The following is a 19,281-nucleotide window of genomic DNA, read 5'->3' on the forward strand; positions in this document are numbered from 1 at the left end:
ACCCTATTCCAGTGCGCCGACTCGTCCGGGCAGCCGTGCGGTCAGCGCCAGGGCGACCGTCGCGCACAGAGCGCCGACGACGATCGGGGCCAGCACGCCTGCCCTGTCGATGGCCTGCGCGCCGACGAGCGCACCCACGCCGATGGCCAGGTTGAAGGCTGTCGAATACACGGTGGTCGCGGCCTCGCGGTGGGCGGGCGCGGTTCGCAGCACGGTCGTCTGCAATCCGATGGGGATGGCGGCGTAGCCGACGGCCCACGCCATCAGCGCCACCAGGGCAAGGGGCGGGATGGTGGTGGTCACCGCCACCAGCCACAATGCCACCGCGAGAACCCCGATCACCGCCGCGAGGCCCGCACGTGCGGAGGTGAGGCGGGTGAGCAGGGCGCCGGCGGCGAAGTTGCCGGCGACGCCCGCGGCCCCCATCACCAGAAGTACCGCACTGACCAGGTCGTCGTCGATGCCGATGCCGTCGACGATCAGCGGTGTCACGTAGGTGTAGGCGGCGTACGCACCGGTGATCACGACGGCGGTGATGACGACCGTGAGCCGCAGGTCGCGGTTGCGCAGCATCGACGGCAGCCGTCGCAATGCGACCCCGCCGGCCGGTCGGGTCGGCCCGAGCAGCACTGCGAGGGCCACGAGGGTCAGCGCCGACAACCCGGCCAGCGCCCAGAAGGCGGCCCGCCAGCCGAGTTGTTGGCCGGCCAGGGTGCCCAGCGGCACGCCCAGTACCGAGGCGATCGACACCCCGGAGAAGGTGATCGTGGTGGCGCGCACCGCATATCGCGGTGGTACGAGCAGCAGGGTGGTCGGCGCCACGATCGTCCACAGCAGCCCGAGGGCGCCGCCGATCAGCACCCGCACAACGATCAGCGTCGCGAAACCCGGGGCCATCGCGGTGAGCGCGTTGCCGAGGGTGAAGACCGTCATCACCGCGATCAGCAGCAATCGCCGATCCACGCGCCGGGTCGTCGTCGACAACGTGGGCGCAGCGATCGCGGCGACGAAGGCGACCGCGGTGACCACCAAGCCGACCGAACCGTCGGAGACCCCGAGATCGCCGGCCATCGGCTGCAAGAGGCCGATCGGCATGATCTCGGTGGTCGTGACGGTGAACACGCCCAAGCCGAGTGCGCCGACAGCGGCCCAGGTGTGGGCGCTGACGCGGTCGGTCACGGGCGATCCTCCTCTCGCGGTCGGGCGGGGAAGGGCGACACGACTGCGGGCCGCCTCGACCATCATGATCGTGGCGGCCCGCAGGCGCAGGACGAAGGCGCGGTGCCGGCGCTACCGGTCAGGCAATGCCGTCGAAAAGGCTTGTCACCGAACCATTTTCGAAAACCTCGCGGATGGTCTGGGCCAGCAGCGGGGCGATCGAGAGCACGGTGAGCTGTTCGAAGTGCTTCTCCGGCGGGATCGGCAGGGTGTCGGTGGCGATGACCTCGGTCGCCCCGCAGTTGGCGAGGCGCTCGGCGGCCGGGTCGGAGAACACGGCGTGTGTGGTGGCGATGACGACGTCGCCGGCACCGGCGTCCTTGAGCTTGCTGACGGCGCCGGCGATCGTGCCGCCGGTGTCGATCATGTCGTCGATCAGCACGCAGGTGCGGCCCTCGACCTCACCGACAACACGGTGTGCGACAACCTGATTGGCGACCATCGGGTCGCGGGTCTTGTGGATGAACGCCACCGGGGCGCCGCCGAGGGCGTCGGCCCACTTCTCGGCCACCCGCACGCGACCGGAGTCGGGGGAGACGATGGCGATGTTGTCGGTGCCGTACTTCTCGCGGACGTACTCCGAGAGCTGCCCGAGGGCGTGCATGTGATCGACCGGCCCGTCGAAGAAGCCCTGGATCTGATCGGTGTGCAGGTCGACGGTGATGATGCGATCGGCGCCCGCGGTCTTCATCAGGTCGGCGATCAGGCGTGCCGAGATCGGTTCGCGGCCACGGTGCTTCTTGTCCTGACGGGCGTACGGATAGAACGGCAGGATCACGCTGATCCGCTTGGCCGATCCGCGCTTGAGGGCGTCGATCATGATGAGTGCTTCCATCACCCACTCGTTGAGCGGGGCCGGGCAGCTCTGCAGCACGAAGGCATCCGACCCGCGCACCGACTCCTCGAAGCGCACGAACAACTCGCCGTTGGCGAAGTTGCGTGCGGTCTGCGGCGTCAGCTTGATGCCGAGTTCGTCGGCAACGGCCTGCGCGAGCTCGGGGTGCGCACGCCCCGCGAACAGCATCAGGTTCTTCTGGTTGTCGGTCGTCCAGGTCATGGAAACTCTTCTACTCGGGGCTGGTGGTCGGGACTCGATGGTGTTCTGGTCGGGTGGTCTGAGCCGCAGGTAATGTCGCCTACGGGCGCATGGCCTCGCCGGTGGTGGTCTCGTCGATGGTGGGTGCCGAGGGCGTCTCGGCGGCCGCGCGAGCGGCCTGCGCGGCGGCCGTGTCCGGCCGCTTGCGGACCACCCAGTCCTCGATGTTGCGTTGTGCGCCTGCCGAGACCGCGAGGGCACCGGGCGGGACATCGTCGCGCACGACGGTACCCGCACCGGTGTACGCGCCGTCACCGATCTGTACAGGTGCGACGAACATATTGTCAGAACCGGTCCGGCAGTTCGAACCGATCACCGTTTGATGCTTGTTCACCCCGTCGTAATTGACGAAGACGCTCGAGGCGCCGATGTTGGAGTCGTCGCCGATCCGCGCGTCCCCGACGTAGGTGAGGTGGGGGATCTTGCTGCCCGCGCCGATGACCGCGTTCTTGGTCTCGACGAAGGTGCCGATCTTGCCGCCGACCCCGAGGACCGTGCCCGGCCGCAGGTAGGCGAACGGGCCGACCAGCGCGTTGTCGCCGATGGCCGCACTGCTGCCGTGGGTGCGGATGATCTGCGCACCACGTCCGACGACGACGTCGGTGAGCGTGCAGTCCGGTCCGATGACGGCGTCCTCGCCGATCGTGGTCGCGCCGTGCAGCTGGGTTCCCGGCTCGATCCGCACGTCTTCGGCGATCGTGACGTCGACGTCGATCCACGTGGTCGCCGGGTCGACGACGCTCACCCCGGCGAGCTGATGCCGACGCACGATCCGCCGGTTGAGTTCGGCGGCCAATTCGGCGAGCTGCGCGCGGTCGTTGCAACCGGCGACGAGCATCGGATCGTCAACAGTGAAGCCGTGCACCGACTTTCCGGATTCACGGGCGATCTCGACGACGTCGGTGAGGTAGTACTCGCCCTGGGCGTTGTGGGTGGAGAGCCCGCCGAGCGCGGTGCGCAGGGCGGTCGCGTCGAAGGCGTAGACCCCGGCATTGACCTCGGTGATCGCCAACTGCTCAGGGGAGGCGTCCTTGTGTTCGACGATCGCGTGCACCCCGCCGTCGTCGCCGCGGACGATGCGGCCGTAGCCGGTCGGGTCGCCGGCGTGGAATCCGGTGACCGTGACCGCGGCGCCACCGTCGGCGGAATGGGTCTCGACGAGGGCACGCAGCGTCGGCCCGTCGAGCAGGGGTACGTCGGCGGCGGTGACCACGACGGTGCCGGTGAAGTCGTCGGGTAGCGCTTGAAGGCCGGCCCGGGCGGCGTCGCCGGTGCCGAGCGGTTGGTCCTGGACCGCGACCGAAACCGGGATGCCGAGCGCCTGCGAGGTGGATTCCACCGCCGCGGTCACCCGCTCACGTTCGTGTCCGACGACGGCGATGACGTGCGCGGCGCCGAGGTCGGCGGCGGCATGCAGGGCGTGCCCGAGCAGGCTGCGACCGGCGATGGTGTGCAGGATCTTCGGGGTCTTGGACCGCATACGGGTACCGGCACCGGCGGCGAGGACGATGACGGCGGTCGTCGTGGGGGACGTCTGTGTCATGTCGACCTCCGATGGAGCTGGTCTGTGGGTGGGTTGGCGTCGGGCGGGAGTCGCGCGTCGAGTCGATCCGGCGCCGGCCCCGCCGCACGGCAACGGCCCGATAGTACTGACCGGTTCGCGGCCGCCGACCGGCGTCCCCCGGCAGGAATGCTGCCTGATAGAACCAAAGGGACCCACATCACACCCGATGATCAGCAATGAAGGGAAGCCGATGAGCACCCAGAAGACAGCAATCGTGACCGGTTCGGCACGCGGGATCGGTGCAGCCGTCGCCAAGCGACTGGCCGCCGACGGACTGGCCGTGGCGGTCCTCGACCTCGACGAGGCGAACTGCGCCGACACCGTCAACGCCATCACCGAGGCCGGTGGCAAGGCCATCGCCGTCGGCGCGAACGTGGCCGATGAGGCGTCGGTTGCCGCGGCGGTCGACAAGGTCGTCGCCGAACTGGGTGCCCCGACCGTCGTCGTCAACAACGCCGGCGTGCTCCGCGACAACCTGCTGTTCAAGATGAGTGTCGACGACTGGGACACCGTGCTGGCCGTTCACCTGCGCGGTGCGTTCAACGTCACCAAGGCCGCCCAGAAGCACATGGTCGACGCCGGCTGGGGTCGCATCGTGAACCTGTCGAGCACCTCGGCGCTCGGCAACCGCGGCCAGGCCAACTACTCCGCGGCCAAGGCGGGCATGCAGGGCTTCACCAAGACTCTCGCGATCGAGCTCGGCAAGTTCGGCGTCACCGCCAACGCCATTGCGCCGGGCTTCATCGAGACCGACATGACCGCTGCCACCGCGGCCCGCGTCGGCATGGACTTCGAGGAGTTCAAGAAGCTCAGCGCCTCCCAGATCCCGGTCAACCGCACCGGCGTGCCCGAGGACATCGCCCACACCGCGTCGTTCTTCGTCAGCGAAGGCGCCGGATTCGTCTCCGGTCAGGTCATCTACGTCGCCGGCGGCCCGAAGGACTGACCTCCGAGCCTCCCGCTGCTCCGTTTCCTTCCCGCGCGTCGACCTGATCGAGCGGGAGGGAAACGGTCTGGCGGGAATCGATGCGGACCCACGCGCCGCCCTGTGGCACAATCAGGTCCGCGTTATTCCCCCATGGTGTAATCGGCAACACTTCTGATTTTGGTTCAGGCATTCCAGGTTCGAGTCCTGGTGGGGGAGCAACGAGAAAGTCCAGCTCAGGGCTGGTTTCGCTTCAGCTCCGCAACCCTCATGTCGATATTTTGTCGACATCGCACGCGAGGACCCCTCGAAAACGAACGACCCCGACCAGGTGTTGGAGCACCTGCCGGGGTCTGGCGAGGGGATCGTCGCATGATCCTCCATCGCGTTGATTAGCACTGTACCGCTCGCGGTAGTGCTGGTCTAGCGTCGCCGCCGATAGGCGGTTGTCCCTTCGCCACGAGCCGAAGGGGTCTTTTCATGTCCTACGAGCTGACCGCGTGGGCGGTCGCCGTCGAGCGTCCTGCTGAAGCTGGCGCCGACTGGACCACAGTCAAACTCACCCTCGTGACCATGGCGTCGTTCCCCGACGTGCACGGCCGCGAGTGCTTTGCCAGCGTCGCGACAATCGCGAGCCGAATGGGTGTCTCACCCGCGACGGTCAAACGAGCCATCGGAACGCTCAAGCAGTTGGGGCTGGTCGTTGCGTCGGAGCAGCCTGGACGCCCGACGCGATTCCAGTTTGTCGACAGCGTCCGCGAGGCCGAACCTAGGTCATGCGTGACCCAGGTCAACGATGACCCGGGTCATGCGCGAGCTGGGTCAACGTTGACCGAGGGGGTAGGTCAACCGCGACCCAGGGGGTGGGTCACCGATGAGCCACAAACAAGGTCTTTAACAAGAGAACTAACAGGGGGTGCGCGTCCAGGTGTCGACCGTCCGCGATTGACGGTGGTCACCGAACCTCCATCCAGGACATGCGAACGTCACCCCGACGGGACCGACATGCCTTGTGCCGCTTGCGGAGACGCTCGTCGCCGACACGAGGATTTCGAGCAACGACGACGACTGTCGGCACTCGAAGCACAGCGTGAAGAGCGGGAACTGGCGGTGGCGGCGGAGCGGGCAGCAATTCGAGCGTGCGACATGTGCGACGAACGTGGATACCGCGGGAGCTTGCCTTGCCATCACGATCCTGACGGTGATGCGCGGCACGCGCGTGGGATGGCGCGGGTTCGGGCCGTCCTCGCGCGGGGGAGTGCGTCGTGATGGGTTCCGCAGCGAGAGTGGATGATACGAGTCGATTGTGCGATCTGTGCGGTTCGCATGGACTGATTGTCGGCCACGGCCTGAGTGATGATGGGCGGCGTCTCTCGACCCGGTATCTGCCGACGGCCCGAGTGCTCGGTCGCCCCGGCTGGTTTCACGCTCCGTGCTTGCTCAAGCCTCCTTGATCGTATCGTGCGCATTGGAAGTGGTTTAGCAGCAACGTATTTGGCTCGTTCTACGTATACAGCTGAATAGCCATGTGCCTACTTACGCATTTAGCTAAACATCCAAACACCTAAGCATCTGTTCATCTATCTGGCTATACAGGAGGGACTTTCAGTGCTCTGCATCGCTGTTGTCAATCTCAAAGGTGGGTCGACGAAGACCACGTCGGCTGCCTATCTACTCCACGCTTTGGCCGAATCAGGCTTGTCGGTGCTGGGAGTAGATGCCGATCCCGAAAACTGTTCACTCGTTCGATGGTCTGACCTCGCAGAATGGGCCACACCCGTCGTAGGGATGCCGGTCAAGGACTTGCATCGACGGTTGGATGCCGTGTCCGAAGGGTTCGAAGCCGTTGTCATCGATACGCCACCGATGGAGTCTGGACGGGGCATCGTGACCTCGGCCGTGCGTGTGGCCACTCACATCGTGATTCCGATGTCGCCGACGCCCATGGACTTCGATCGGTTGGGCGCAGTTCTCGATCTGATCGACGACGTCGGCCCCTTGCGCACCGCTCCACCTGTTGTCGCCGCGTTATTGACCCGCGTGGTGACGAACTCGGCGTCGGGAGAGGTGTATCGGACGGCAGCAAACGAGCTGGTGCCGGTTTTGCCTGCCCGGGTTGCGAGGTTGGAGCGCTTCGCCCAGGCGTTTGGGTGTCCGATTGACGATGCGCTCAACACCGCGTATGGCGACGCTCTGACCCAGTTGCTTGACATGGAGGTCGCGCAGCGATGACCTCACGAGCTGAACAGATCCGCGCACAGGCGTCGCGTGTCGCGTCCCAGCCGTCCACTCGGTCAGCCGCGACCGCAAAGGCGACGAGTCAGAGTGCGATGCCGGCGGTGTCGAGGAGGGTCGGCAAGACGGTCAACCTCGATGCGGATCTCAACCAACGAGTGCTGGCCTGGCAGGCCGAAGCGGCCCACGCCCTGGGTGTGCCTCGTGTGACGTTCCAGTCCGTCGTCGATGCGTTGCTCACGGAGCTATTGAACGATGACATGCTCGCGAGGCGGACACGCGAATTCGTGGCCACCAAGTGCGTGGAGAACGAAAGCTGATGCACTTCCCGTATGACGGCGGGGACACAAGGTAGGCGGCGGCGAGCCGTGTCGGTCTCAATCCGATATCACTTTGGCCACAGGTAAGCCAACGTGTAAAGGTGGCCGCGACCGGTTGCCGTATTAGATTGGCGCTCAACATATTTGGTGAGCACTGCCGGAACTCTTGGGCCGGGCCGTTTGGGGTATAGCGCGCCGAGGCGCAGTGGCGAGGTGTTTCAAAACTCGTGTCCAAAACTTCTGATGCACTCCAAACATGTTCGTGCGTATGGACTTTGGCGCGTCTCTCGCCGTAGATGTGCATAGCATTGCGTTCGTGAGCGCAGGCATGAATCAATCTGGAGATCGAGGATCGTTCGTCTCCATCTCCGAGGTGGCGAAGATCTACGGGGTGCATCCCACGACTGTCCGTCGCTGGATCATGGAGGGGCGAATCGAGGCGCAGCGCGTCGGGTCGCGGCTCATTCGGTTGGACCTGGAGTCGGTGTATCGGAAGCTCGGTAGGCCGACGTCGTCGGATGCCTGAGCCCGGGTTGGATGACATCTCGTTCCCGATATGGCGAGTGTCGCTGCGAGGCACCCTCGGCCTTGATGCGCACCGATCAAGCAGTCTGAAGATGTCCGAGCAGTTTCGTACTCTGTCTGCGTGCTAGACGAGAACTTCCACGAGTCGATCGAGGGCATCCGAGAGTTTGCGGTCGCTGCAACCAACGTGGGCCAGGCAGTGGCATATTTTGGGTTGACCGCCGCGTACTTCACGCCGATCTACCGTGAGCCCGGCATCGACTCAATAGACGAGATCGACAGCATCGTCGGCAGCGAAGAGGATGTGGAGGGGCCTCTGCTCACCGCACACCGCCTGGCCAAGTTCTACGTCATATCGTCGGGAGACGCGCTCCTCTCGGCATGTGACCTGGTTGGACGTGACTTCCCGATGCACGTCGGATCAGGCGCACTCGCGCGCGTTGCTGCCGAGCACGCCGCCAAGGCGATGTTTCTGGCTGACCCGGCGATCGACTGGAGGGCCAGGGTGCTTCGGGCATACGACCTCTTTCGATCAGCACTGCAGGAATACCGATCGTCCAACGACGAAGGCTCGACCAAGCTGATCGACGATTGGAAGCGGTGGCGCGATCGAACCGGGTCCGAATTCGCGGACGTGCCCAAGCAGCCGTCGAGTAGCTCGCGGAAGTTGATTGAGGCGCACTTTGGGAGCGATCTCGGCTACGACGAACTCAGTCGGCCGACGCATGGCAATGCGGTCTGGATGACGCTGGCTGTGATTCAGGAGCAAAAAGGGGACCAACTTCATGTGGAGCAGCACGCTACGCAACGTGCAGTTCGCGATGGATGTCTGTATCTCCGCAAGTGACCGCCTCTGTCGGCTGTGGAACTTGGATCACGACGACGTGCTTCGGGCTCTCAGTGAGCGGCAATCTTTGGAGCCGATCTCGTGGAAGACGTTGTGCGAGATGTGTGACTGGGTGCGCGCGGGGGTTGAGCATCTGTCCGCCAACGTCGTAGTCGACTGGGCTGAAGACCCGCAGCCTCCTCGCTGACTTGCCGTCGTCACGGTCTGCCGCATGCCAGATTATTGAGGTGCCTATACGGGGTGCAGGCTCTGTGGGTGCTTTACTGTCCGCGCTGGGCAGTTGGCGGAGACGCGTGCCTGGGTGTTGTGGCCAACGCCCAGTTCGAACCCCATGCTGAGGAGAATCTCATGTTTCGCGACGAGGTGACCGCAAGGTACGCCGACGAGTTGACGGACATCGACCGTGCAGAGTTCGAGGACTTCGTGAGCGTGGAGACCGCGAGGCTCAGCGCGGAGTTGGCGGCGCTTCAAGCCGATCTTGAGGCCCGACTTCGTGACGAGGTGCAGAGCATGTTGGGTCGACCGCTGGAGTACCTCGAGACGTTGAGCGTGCTCAGCCGAGCCCGGCAGCAGGCGTTGGAAGAAGTGCGGTCTCAGCTCTGGGAGTCTTGCGCGCTGGCCCCGCATGCGGATGAGGACGATTGGGAACCGAACGCTGCCGTCGCGATCGAGGTGAGCGCGGCGACCGAGGCGTTGGTTGAGCGGGTCTGGCCGCATGCAAGCCAGGCATGGCAGGTCAGCGCGGAACTGATTGTGGAGGAGCGGATTGCGGACGGTCTGCCGATTCCGACGGCTCCTGATCATCCGTTGGTGACCACGCTGACTGCGTTGGTCGACCAGGATCTCGCGCATGATGTCGACGTCCTCTTGCGAGCACGGCGCGCGGACTAACCGAGTCGCGAGGACGCCCTGGGCGCACGGCCCCATAGTCCAGGTGGCCATGGCGATGCGGCCGTGTCCGCGACGGCTTCGGGATGAAATTGGACTCGTGCGTATGGCGCCAACAAGTGTCTGCTGCCTCGCATGGCGGGTAGTGGCTCGGCAGACGTTTACGCCTCTTCCCGGCTCGCGGACGCGCAGCGGAAAACTACGGTGAGCGCCTCTTGTGCAGCCATGGCGGTGGTCATCGGAATACGTCAAATCGGTTGTCGCGCAGACTAACCCGCATGGGTTAGTGCCTTCGGCCTGACGCTACTCGCGCAGAGCAAGCTATACACTTGGGTGCCCCAAGTAGGGATCGGTGCTGGCGCTGCGCTGGTCGATCTGCCACACCTTGGGAAGGCGGTGGGTCTCCATGGGTGGAGTCGCTGCGCTGGCCGGAAGTGAGGAGTGGCGATGAGCGAGGAAGGTGCGGCGCCGAAGTCGCGTCGCCGAAGCCGCCAGTCCAACGTGTCCGGTGGCCGGCAGGTTGTCCACAAGGTGAAGGTGTCGCCCGAGCGGGAGCGTCGGTTGCAGGAAGGCGCGCAGGACGCACGGGTGACTGTTTCGCGACTGATGGTGAAAGGGACATTGGCCGATCAAATTGGACAGACCGCGACTGCACGCCACGATCTCGCGGTCGAGTTGTTCGGCGCATTCCGCTTGCTGGCGTCGATCGCCAACAACGTCACCCAGATCGCGAAGGCGACGAATCCGGACGGCGAATGGCAGGAGGACTGCGCCGCAACGTTAACTGCTATTCGGCGGACTGGGCAACGGGTGCGTGCGGTGTTGGAGGCGCAAGCATCCACATGATGCCTAACATCACCCGTGGCTCGAGCATGACCGGACTACTCAGCTACCTCGTTGGGCCAGGCAACGCCAATGAGCACACCGAGCCGCACCTGGTGGCCGGCGATCCGGCGATCATGGCGTGGCATGACGACGCGGTGCTCGATGCTGCTACGGCACGCGACATCGCGCGACAGATTGATCAGCCTCGCCGGGTTTTCAAGACCGAGGTGACGGTTCCCAAACGGCGGTGGGACGAGCGTGAACAGCGCAGGGTCGTCGTGCGGGATGACAACGGGAAACAGGTCAGGCAGAACGCTCACGTGTGGCACTGTTCGCTGTCGCTCAAGGCCCCGGTGTATGCGGTCGATCCTGCGACCGGCGGGCGCACGGCGGAGCTTGTCGACGGTGAATCGGCGATCACCGACGAGCTGTGGGGCGACATCGCACGTGACTTCATGCGTGAGATGGGTTTCACCGAGGAAGGACTGGCGCCCGCGCGGTGGGTGGCGGTACATCACGGCCCGAGCAAGAAGGGCAACGACCACATTCACCTTGCGGCGTCGATGGTTCGCGAGGACGGCACCAAAGTCTCCTCGCACAACGACTTCGCACGCGCTCAGCGAGCGGCGGCGAAGTTGGAACGCAAGTACGGGCTCGCGGTCACTCCGGGCCGTGTATCTGGGGCCACAACGACGCCGGCCCATTCGCGCGCCGAGGAGAACATCGGGGCGGGGAAGGGTGATGAACCGGCGCGACGCACACTGGCCCGCGACGTTCGTGCGTGCGCGACGGCGGTGACGTCAGAGGCCGAGTTCGTTCGACAGGTCCGCGCGCTCGGACACCTGATCCGTCCGCGCTACGCCGCCGGGACCGACGACGTCGTGCAGGGGTATTCGGTGGCTCTGGCACCGCGACACGATGACGGATCACGCGACTTCGAAGCGCGTCCGGTCTGGTTCGGCGGTGGACGATTGGGTAAGGACCTGACGCTGCCGAGAATGCGACTCGGATGGTCGGATTCACCGAGCGCAGCGCTGGAAGCGGCGGGCGAATGGCGACGCGCGAAGCGTGGGCGCGAGCCCCTCAAACAAGCCCGGAAGACGCGACGTCACGGACACGATATGGACGCGCTATACCGCCGCGCGCACGACGACCTCGCGCAGTGGATTCAGTACCTCGGCACTATCGCGGTCGACGATTACGCGAGCTCGGCGAGCGCGGCCGGGCAGACGGCCGGTCTATTCGCTGCGTGGTCGGTCCAGATCGAGGAGCGTCCTGGCCCGCTGGCGCGGGCCGCCGACGGGCTCGGTGCGTCAGCGTCGATTCCAGCGGCTTGTGCGGTGGCGCCGAAGCGCGTCGAGTGCACGAGCCCCGTCGCTTTCCTGTTGCTGACCGCGAGCGGGCGAACAGATTCGACGGTGGCGACTGCCGTGCTGTTGCGTCAACTCCTGAGCGCGGTCGAAGCGATCGCTGCTACGCACGTTGCCGCCGGTCACGCCGCGCGGGCTGCGGCGTTGACCGCCATCACTCGTACTGAACTCGGCGCGTTGGTCGAAGCGACATCGAGAGTTGCGCCGGCCCCGGTCCGCCAGGCGTCAGTAAGCACTGAGTCGGATTGTCGACTTGAAGGCGTTACCGGTCGAGCCAGCGATTTTCCGGCCGTGCCGAAGGCTACGCGCAAAGCGGCGCCCGGCTCGCCTATACCGGCGCGCCTCGACCCGATCACGCCCGCCGATCGCGCGCGACTTGACCCCGCGCGTCGGCGAGGTCAAGAACGTACGGGGCGGTAAGCACAGAAGCGAGACCGTAGTTCGCTCCTGCGCCGCGCGGTTGCCGTGAATGGGTACAGAAAGCGAGCAACCCCAGGGTGCCGTAGCCGAACCTGGGGCCAGACGGATCGTCGGAACTCGGTGAGTTCGGAGAATCCATACCTTGCTCGGTACCGAGTATGCCACTCGGCGCAACTCCATAACAGGGGCTCGCCGCGACCGTGTCCGGCGTCGTCAAAATGTGGTTGACCTGCGTATCTGAACATCAGAATGGCTACGCTCGTCCGGCAGCCAGCCAACCGTGTCAGTGCGGGCTGGCTCCAAGCACAGCAATGAGACGTTCTCTGATGCGCCGCTTGCGTTCCTCGAAGAACGGTAGGAAGTCATTCAACTCGAGCGACAGGCCGTCGAGGTCGTTGTCGGCGAGATACGTGGTTCGTTTGTCTTCGCTGGAGAAGGCGTTCTCGATCCAAGCAGCCGGCAGACTGTCCTGCTTTTCGATGTTGGCGGTGCCGGCGAGCAGTTGGAGGTTCGGCAAGAGGTTGAAGGCAGCCATATAGTCGTCGACTTTGTCGGCTGGAATGTCTGCTTTTAGGAGCTTCTTCCTGGTGAACCGGGACTTGGGGAAGATGTGATCTTCGTGGAACTTCTTACTCAGGTCCAGACCTGGATACAAGACCGACAGCACCGAGAACGTCCGTTGGCCACCGTATTTGAGGTTCAGAAGCTCGTCGATTTCGGCGCTTTCAAAAGTGAGGCTCTTCCCGGCCACAGCCATGGCGTCTTCGATGGCTTCGGCTGGAAAGCCGCTTTCCGAATTGTCTTGCAGGACATCCCGGATGCGAGTCAGGAGCGTGTCGAGACCCGATCCCCAGATACCACGTTTGACAAGTGAACGCGTGACCCATCGCTGGAGTGCGAGCCTATCCGCGGCGTCGGCAGACGAGTCGAGGTACGAGTCACCGGCGTCGCGGAGGTGGAGGTAGTGCGCGACGGGGATTATCACGCTGTTGGCCGTGAGGTTTCGTTCGTTGTACCCGAACTGCTGCAGCAACGTCGCCGCTCGGAGAAGGGCTCCCCTGATCTGTGGCCATGCGGCCTCCACCTTCGCCATGTTCGTCTGGGTGAAGTTGGTGACCTTGAACCGTACATCGACGTCCGCGATAGTCAGTGCGGTCTTCAGAACGACGTCCTTGGAAAACGAGAACTGACGTCCGGCATTGCTGTTGATCTCGGATACGAGTGAGCGCACCTCCTCGCGGGCATCCAAGTCCTGCCACTGGTTGGTGGCCATCGACAGCAGCAGATCGGAATACGACAGCGTAGTGCCGCCGCTGTTGACCCGGACGAAAATCTCCAACACCTTGTCGGCGTCCTGATCGGTGACCAAGAAGTAGTTCATCGGCTTGAGCACGCGTACGGCTTCGTACAGGTCGTAGAGCCGTTGGAAAGCGTCTGCTGACCCTGCGATACCCCGCTTTTCCAGCTCCTTCATGATCGCGGGACCGGCGTTGGCGAGATCAAGGACTGCTCCCACCCTGAACCACTTGTCAATCTCTCCGTCATCTGGATTCGCATCCTGGTCGGTGAGGAATCGAAGATCGTATTTGGTACCGAGTTCTTCGTCGTCCGGGTCGTCGGCGAGGTTGAGGTACAGGCGTTTCGTAGGGAACGCATCAGCGCTATTCCACCACGCGTACTTCTTCTTCTCGGAGAGGCTGCCGTACAGCGCGATGTTCAATGACGTGAGCCGCTGCTGCCCATCAAGAACTGCGGTGGTCCCGCTCCCCGCCGGCACTGTGGCTTTGTCGGCGTAAGGATGGTCGCGCTCGTGGTAGTTGGTCAAGAACTCGTAGAACGTGTAGGACTGCGCGGTCTCAGGCTTGACGTTCCACAGGAGGAATGACCCTACGGGATACCCGCGCATGAGGCTATCCACGAGTTTGGTGATTTGGTCTGCGCTCCAAACGAATTCACGCTGAATCGCAGGCATCAGATATTCGCGCTTGTGGATAGCCGTGAGCATTTCCTCGACACTGCGTGGAGTCTGGAACGACATCTGCTACTCCTCGTTTCACTTGGTCTTTGTCGAGCGTGGTCGATTTAGTCGGTGGAGGTCTCGGACAGGCTGTCCACGATCTTCATCGTTTCGACCGCAACGGTTGTCACCTTCGCGATGAGGCCAACGATGTCGCGCGGGTCATCGCGCTCGTCGCACCAGTCGTTCGGGTCGTTGACGATGCCAGACGCCTTGTCGGTCTTCACTTGATACCGGTCGATGATCCACGCCAGCGCCGATCGTGGGCCGAGCATGTACCGCTCAGCTTCTTCCGGGATGTTGGCGATAGTGACCTTCGAGTTGTAGATCAGCTTCGTGACATCGCTGACGCTCTTGCCAGTCTCTGGGTCTTTTCGTTTGGCCCATTTCATCTTTGATATCCGCCAGGTCTCGCGGTCGGCGGGATCGGCGCCCGGCTTGAGCTGCACATCGACGGGGTACGGCGCGACGTCTTCGTACCCGATGTGGAGGTCGGACAGAGCCAGGCCCGCCGCTGCGAGTTGCTCGAACCGTTCCTGTGACTCTGGGGTCGGGATGTGCGGCAGTATCTTCTTCAGGTCCGCGGCGTAGGTCTCCCGGTAGTTGGGGTCGTGAAGCAGCCCGTACACGTAGAAGAAGATGTCGTCCTTGGTGACCTGATCGCCGACTGCCTCCTGGTACAGGGTGAGGATATCGTCGGTGATGTTGTCGATACGTCGGTAGCCGTACTCGTCTACCTCGGCAGAGCCAGCTGCAAGATCAAGGGTGCCGTCGTCGGTTTCAGCCGGCTCGTAGACCCAGCGAGAGAAGAACTGACCCGTGTCGAGCAGGTGCAAATTTGGCAAGAGGTCGGTCATGAACGGCGTGAACTCGAAGTGCGACGCCGGTCCAGTAAGCAGAATGCCTAGGTTCCGGTGGCTTTGCGACGGGAACATCAAAGGTAGCTGGTAACGCCGCTCGTTCAAGAACTGGTCGAAATAGACGTACTGCTGCTGGAACGGTCGGTAACTCGACCGCACGATCGCCGGTGGACGGTACGAAAGATGGGTCCCGCGGGCTAGATGCGTCTTCAGGCCGCCTGACCACGAGATACTGTGCGGGTTAGCGGATATGAAACAATCCACGTTGGCGTTGCGGTCGGTGATCTGATTCGCTGTGCACCAGTTCGTGAACGCCGCGACCTGGGCGTTGTAGTAGTCGATCATGCGCTGGATGCTCATCCCAACAGTCTCGGAGCTGAAGTTGCAGCACCAGGGATCCCGGTTGGTCTTGAGCCCGGCGGAATACGTCTTGAAGATCGCCGGTCCGCCAGACTTGTCACCGATCACGGGCCACGACGCGAAATCATCGTTGCGTTGGCTGACCCAGTCCCCGTGCTCGTTCGGCGTAATGGCTTGCCACTCAACGGACTTGAGGTCGCCTTCCGCGACGATTTCTAGCTTCTGCTCGCGGGGCAGGTAGTCGCCGATGTCCCGGTACTGGACCTCACACGGTCCAGCGCAGGTGGGGTCCTTCACCCCAATGAAGATCGCGACTGTGTTGCGGCTGCCGGAGCCGAATACCTTGCCGCCTTCCTTCCGGGACAGCTCGCCGGATGTGCGCTGGTTGCCGCGGAGGTTGTAGACGTAGATCCGGCTGTACTCGTCTGCGAGGGAGAGGCGGATTCCGTCGGCGGTGTTGCCGTCGATCCACCCGCCGTTCGACACGAACGCAACGACTCCGTGGTCACCGACTCTGTCGGTGGCCCAGCGGAACGCCCGAAGGTAACTGTCGTAGAGGCTGTTTTTGTTCGTCGCCGTGGAGCGCTTGGCGTAGGTGTCGGCGATCCGCTTATCGAGTGTCGGATAGGACACATTCGCGTTGAGATCATTCGCGGAGGACTGACCGACTGAGTACGGCGGGTTCCCGACGATGATGTGGATCGGTGCCGCGAGCTGCTTCACGATGCGAGAGTTGTTCTGCGGGAACATCTCCGTGTCCATTGAATCATCGTCCTCGGTCATCTGGAACGTGTCGGTGAGGACGATTCCCTCGAACGGGCTGTACTCGGACTTGGTCAGTGCGTGGTACGTGGTCTCGATGTTCACCGCAGCGATGTAGTACGCGAGCAGTATGATCTCGTTGGCGTGCAGCTCGCTGGCGTACTTGCGGGCCAGGTCTTCCGGGCGCACCAGGCCCGACTGCATGAGCCGAGTAATGAATGTGCCAGTGCCTGTGAATGGGTCGAGAACGTGCACAGCGTCGTCGGTCAGCCCGCGGCCGAACGCCTCACGAGACGCGTGGTCGGCGGCGCGGAGAATGAAGTCGACGATCTCGACTGGGGTGTAGACTATGCCCAGTGCCTCAGCCTGTTTCGTGAATCCGACCTTGAAGAATTTCTCGTAGAGCTCGGCGATCACCTGCTGCTTGCCGTCGGCGGTGGTGACCTCCGATGCCCGGACCCGCACCGAGTCGTAGAAGCCTTCGAGGTGCTCGGTCTCGGCTTCGAGTCCGGCCCCGCCGAGCTGGTCCACCATCGCCTGCATCGTCCTCGACACCGGGTTGTGCGCCGCAAACTCGTGCCCGGCGAAGAGAGCATCGAAGACCGGCGCCGTGATCAGGTGCTGCGCCAGCATCGAAATGGCGTCGTCGCGAGTGATGGAGTCGTTCAGATTGTCCTGCAAGCCTTTGTGGAACTTCGCGAACGCTTCGGTAACGGCCTCGTCGGCGCCGTCGATCAGGATCTTGATTCGGGCGATCAACGCCGCGGCAATGTCGGCGACGTCCTTGGCCCAGTCCTCCCAATAGGTGCGGGTGCCGACCTTGTCGACGATGCGGGTGTAGATGGCTTCCTGCCACTCGGAAAGGGAGAACAGCGCCATCTGTTGCGCCATACTTCCACCACCGGCTCCGCTGCCGTCGGTGATGCCATTGGCGGGGTCGTCGTTCGCGCCGTTAGTAGCGCTGCCGGAGCTTTCACCGCTGCTGATGCTCTCCGGGTTCTCCGTCGTCGGGCCGATGTGCCCGCCGAGGAGCTGGTCGGAGCCCTGTCCGGTGGCTTGCAGTTCCGCTGAGGTGTTCAACGCGATCGAGTTGACCATCGCGTTGAACCGGTCGTCGTGGGCGCGCAGCGCGTTGAGGACCTGCCACACTACCTTAAAGCGGCGGTTGTCCGAGAGTGCCTGTGACGGTGAGACTCCGGCAGGAACTGCGACCGGCAGGATGATGTACCCGTAGTCTTTGCCCTCGGCTTTGCGCATCACGCGGCCGACGGACTGCACTACGTCGACGACGCTGTTACGTGGGTGCAGGAACATCACGGAATCCAGTGCTGGCACGTCGACGCCTTCGGACAGGCATCGGGCGTTGGTGAGGATGCGGCACTCATTGTCTGGGAGTGGCGCTTTGAGCCACTGGAGTTCGCGGTTGCGTTCGAGGGCGTTGTACGTGCCATCAACGTGGTGAACCTGTACGCCCAGATCGAGGTTGGTGGTGTTGACGTCGTGACCGTCGTCGATGCTGTCGGTGAGCATGTCGCGGTAGGTGTCGACAACGCGGGGAAACAGCTCAGCGATCTTGTCGGAGGCGGCGATGTCCTTCGCGAATGCCACGGCTCGACGCATCGGTGGTTCGCCCGGGGTGAAGCCGGTGCCATCCGGGGTACGCCCAGCTCGCTTGGCCAGGCCATTCCATGCACCGACGATCTTCGTCGCATCATCAAGACGCAAGTCCCCGTCCGGGCCGGCGAGCTGAGTTTGCAGGGGAGCGGCGACCAATTCTTCGTCAACGGTCAGCACGAGAACTTTGTAGTCGGTGAGCAGTCCACGCTCGACCGCCTCGCCGAACGACAATCGGTGAAACTCGGGACCGTACTTGTCCTCGTCGTCCATCGACGTGATCTCGGCGGAGTGTTCATCGGCCTTCGTCTTGACCGATTCGTCGAAGATTCGAGGAGTGGCTGTCATGTAGAGCCGTCGGGTGGACTTGATGTATTCGCTGTCGTGGACGCGGACGAAGTTGGACTCGTCGGCACCTTCAAGTGTGACGCCGGTCGTTCGGTGCGCCTCGTCGCAGATCACCAGATCAAAGGGGTCCACTCCATCACGTTGCGCCTGCGCTACGACCGGCAGCGACTGATAGGTGGTGAAAACCACCGTTAAACCCTTGGCGCGCTTGCGGTATGACATCTCCGCGACCAGTTTGTCGGCGTTGGTGGTGACCGGTACCGCGACGTCGTAGGAGCTGATGTCCTCAGCTGCGCGCGACACCTTGATGTCGGAGCAGACCGCGAAGGCTCGGAGGTCCAACTGAGTCTGTGCCGTCCACTCGCGCAGAGTCTGGGAGAGCAAAGAGATCGATGGGACGCAGAAGAGGATTCGTGCGTTGCCGGCATTCTCCGTCGCAGTGCGTTCGGCGATCTTGAGCGCCGTGAAGGTCTTGCCGGTGCCGCAGGCCATGATGAGCTTGCCGCGATCGTGGCCCTTCTCGAAGCCGGCGAACACCTTCTCGATCGCCGTGGTCTGGTGCGGCCGCGGCTCGTGCCGAGTTGCCTCGGCGAGGTGAACTTCGACCTCACCATCGACCAGGCTCACGTCCCAGTCGATGGGGGAGTCGGCGATCTCGGCCAGCCCGATGCGCTGCACTGGGATGGTTTGGTCGTCGAGTGTGTCCTCAGCGTTCTTTCCCCAGCGGTCGGTGGTCGAGATGATGATGCGGTTGGTGAACGGCTTCTTGCCTGACGCAGTGAAGAACGAGTCGATGTCTTCTTTGCGCAGAGTGTGGGTCGGTTCGTAGAACTTGCACTGGATCGCCGTGTACTCGCCGCTGTCGCGCTCTCGGGCGACGAGGTCGATGCCAGTGTCAGGCTTTCCCTGACGCCCCGGCCAGTCGATCCAGCGCCACACGGCGTCGTACTGCTGGGAGAGCATAGGGTCGAGTTCGAAGTAGCGGACCATCAGCTTCTCGAACTTGGTGCCACGTTCGGAATTCGACGGCGCCTCACGAAACGCCGCCATCACCTCGTGAATCGAACCCATGCTCCGTTGCCTCCAG

Annotated in this window: 14 protein-coding genes and 1 tRNA gene; 10 read left to right on the plus strand and 5 right to left on the minus strand. The window is 63.6% G+C overall.

Features of this window, described 5'->3' with window-relative positions:
- Positions 1-3 precede the first annotated feature (3 nt).
- From B1964_RS25210 to glmU, 3 genes are all read right to left on the minus strand, one after another.
- Entirely contained in the window at positions 4-1,179 is a 1,176-nt protein-coding gene (locus B1964_RS25210; RefSeq protein ID WP_079931748.1) for an MFS transporter, read from the minus strand.
- Between the two features lie 118 nt (positions 1,180-1,297).
- Positions 1,298-2,275 carry a ribose-phosphate diphosphokinase gene (locus B1964_RS25215; protein WP_006370856.1) on the minus strand — a complete coding sequence of 326 codons (978 nt, stop codon included), beginning with the start codon at positions 2,273-2,275 and terminating at the stop codon, positions 1,298-1,300.
- Positions 2,276-2,354: 79 nt separating this feature from the next.
- Positions 2,355-3,857, minus strand: coding sequence for a bifunctional UDP-N-acetylglucosamine diphosphorylase/glucosamine-1-phosphate N-acetyltransferase GlmU (glmU, locus tag B1964_RS25220; protein ID WP_079931749.1), 1,503 nt, complete (start codon positions 3,855-3,857; stop codon positions 2,355-2,357).
- A 211-nt stretch (positions 3,858-4,068) separates the two neighbouring features.
- Between glmU and B1964_RS25225 the strand changes: the two genes are divergently transcribed.
- From B1964_RS25225 to B1964_RS25270, 10 genes are all read left to right on the plus strand, one after another.
- Entirely contained in the window at positions 4,069-4,824 is a 756-nt protein-coding gene (locus tag B1964_RS25225; protein WP_079931750.1) for an SDR family oxidoreductase, read from the plus strand.
- Positions 4,825-4,950: 126 nt separating this feature from the next.
- A tRNA-Gln gene (locus B1964_RS25230) sits at positions 4,951-5,022 on the plus strand.
- A gap of 261 nt (positions 5,023-5,283) precedes the next feature.
- Entirely contained in the window at positions 5,284-6,072 is a 789-nt protein-coding gene (locus tag B1964_RS31610; RefSeq protein WP_079931751.1) for a helix-turn-helix domain-containing protein, read from the plus strand.
- 339 nt (positions 6,073-6,411) lie between these two features.
- Positions 6,412-7,035: a ParA family protein gene (locus B1964_RS25240; RefSeq protein ID WP_079931752.1), complete on the plus strand. Its 624-nt coding sequence runs from the start codon at positions 6,412-6,414 to the stop codon at positions 7,033-7,035.
- Between the two features lie 98 nt (positions 7,036-7,133).
- Positions 7,134-7,358 carry a hypothetical protein gene (locus tag B1964_RS25245; RefSeq protein ID WP_139765863.1) on the plus strand — a complete coding sequence of 75 codons (225 nt, stop codon included), beginning with the start codon at positions 7,134-7,136 and terminating at the stop codon, positions 7,356-7,358.
- A 316-nt stretch (positions 7,359-7,674) separates the two neighbouring features.
- On the plus strand, positions 7,675-7,884 hold the full coding sequence (locus B1964_RS25250; RefSeq protein ID WP_253194184.1) for a helix-turn-helix domain-containing protein: 210 nt from the start codon (positions 7,675-7,677) through the stop codon (positions 7,882-7,884).
- Between the two features lie 120 nt (positions 7,885-8,004).
- Positions 8,005-8,730, plus strand: coding sequence for a hypothetical protein (locus B1964_RS25255; RefSeq protein WP_079931754.1), 726 nt, complete (start codon positions 8,005-8,007; stop codon positions 8,728-8,730).
- Positions 8,731-9,078: 348 nt separating this feature from the next.
- The gene (locus B1964_RS25260; protein ID WP_139765864.1) at positions 9,079-9,621 is read left to right on the plus strand and encodes a hypothetical protein; all 543 of its coding nucleotides are present in this window, start codon (positions 9,079-9,081) and stop codon (positions 9,619-9,621) included.
- Between the two features lie 444 nt (positions 9,622-10,065).
- On the plus strand, positions 10,066-10,464 hold the full coding sequence (gene mobC / locus B1964_RS25265; RefSeq protein ID WP_253194185.1) for a plasmid mobilization relaxosome protein MobC: 399 nt from the start codon (positions 10,066-10,068) through the stop codon (positions 10,462-10,464).
- The gene (locus tag B1964_RS25270) at positions 10,464-12,233 is read left to right on the plus strand and encodes a relaxase/mobilization nuclease domain-containing protein (protein WP_079931757.1); all 1,770 of its coding nucleotides are present in this window, start codon (positions 10,464-10,466) and stop codon (positions 12,231-12,233) included. Before mobC ends, B1964_RS25270 begins: the two co-directional genes overlap by 1 nt.
- Before the next feature lie 283 nt (positions 12,234-12,516).
- Here B1964_RS25270 and B1964_RS25275 read toward each other — a convergent pair whose 3' ends face one another.
- Complete coding sequence (locus tag B1964_RS25275; protein WP_053778442.1) at positions 12,517-14,271, minus strand: DUF262 domain-containing protein; 1,755 nt, start codon at positions 14,269-14,271, stop codon at positions 12,517-12,519.
- Between the two features lie 44 nt (positions 14,272-14,315).
- Positions 14,316-19,265, minus strand: coding sequence for a DEAD/DEAH box helicase (locus tag B1964_RS25280; RefSeq protein ID WP_079931758.1), 4,950 nt, complete (start codon positions 19,263-19,265; stop codon positions 14,316-14,318).
- Positions 19,266-19,281 lie beyond the last annotated feature (16 nt).

Source organism: Gordonia sp. i37 (assembly GCF_002043085.1).
Lineage (GTDB): Bacteria > Actinomycetota > Actinomycetes > Mycobacteriales > Mycobacteriaceae > Gordonia > Gordonia polyisoprenivorans.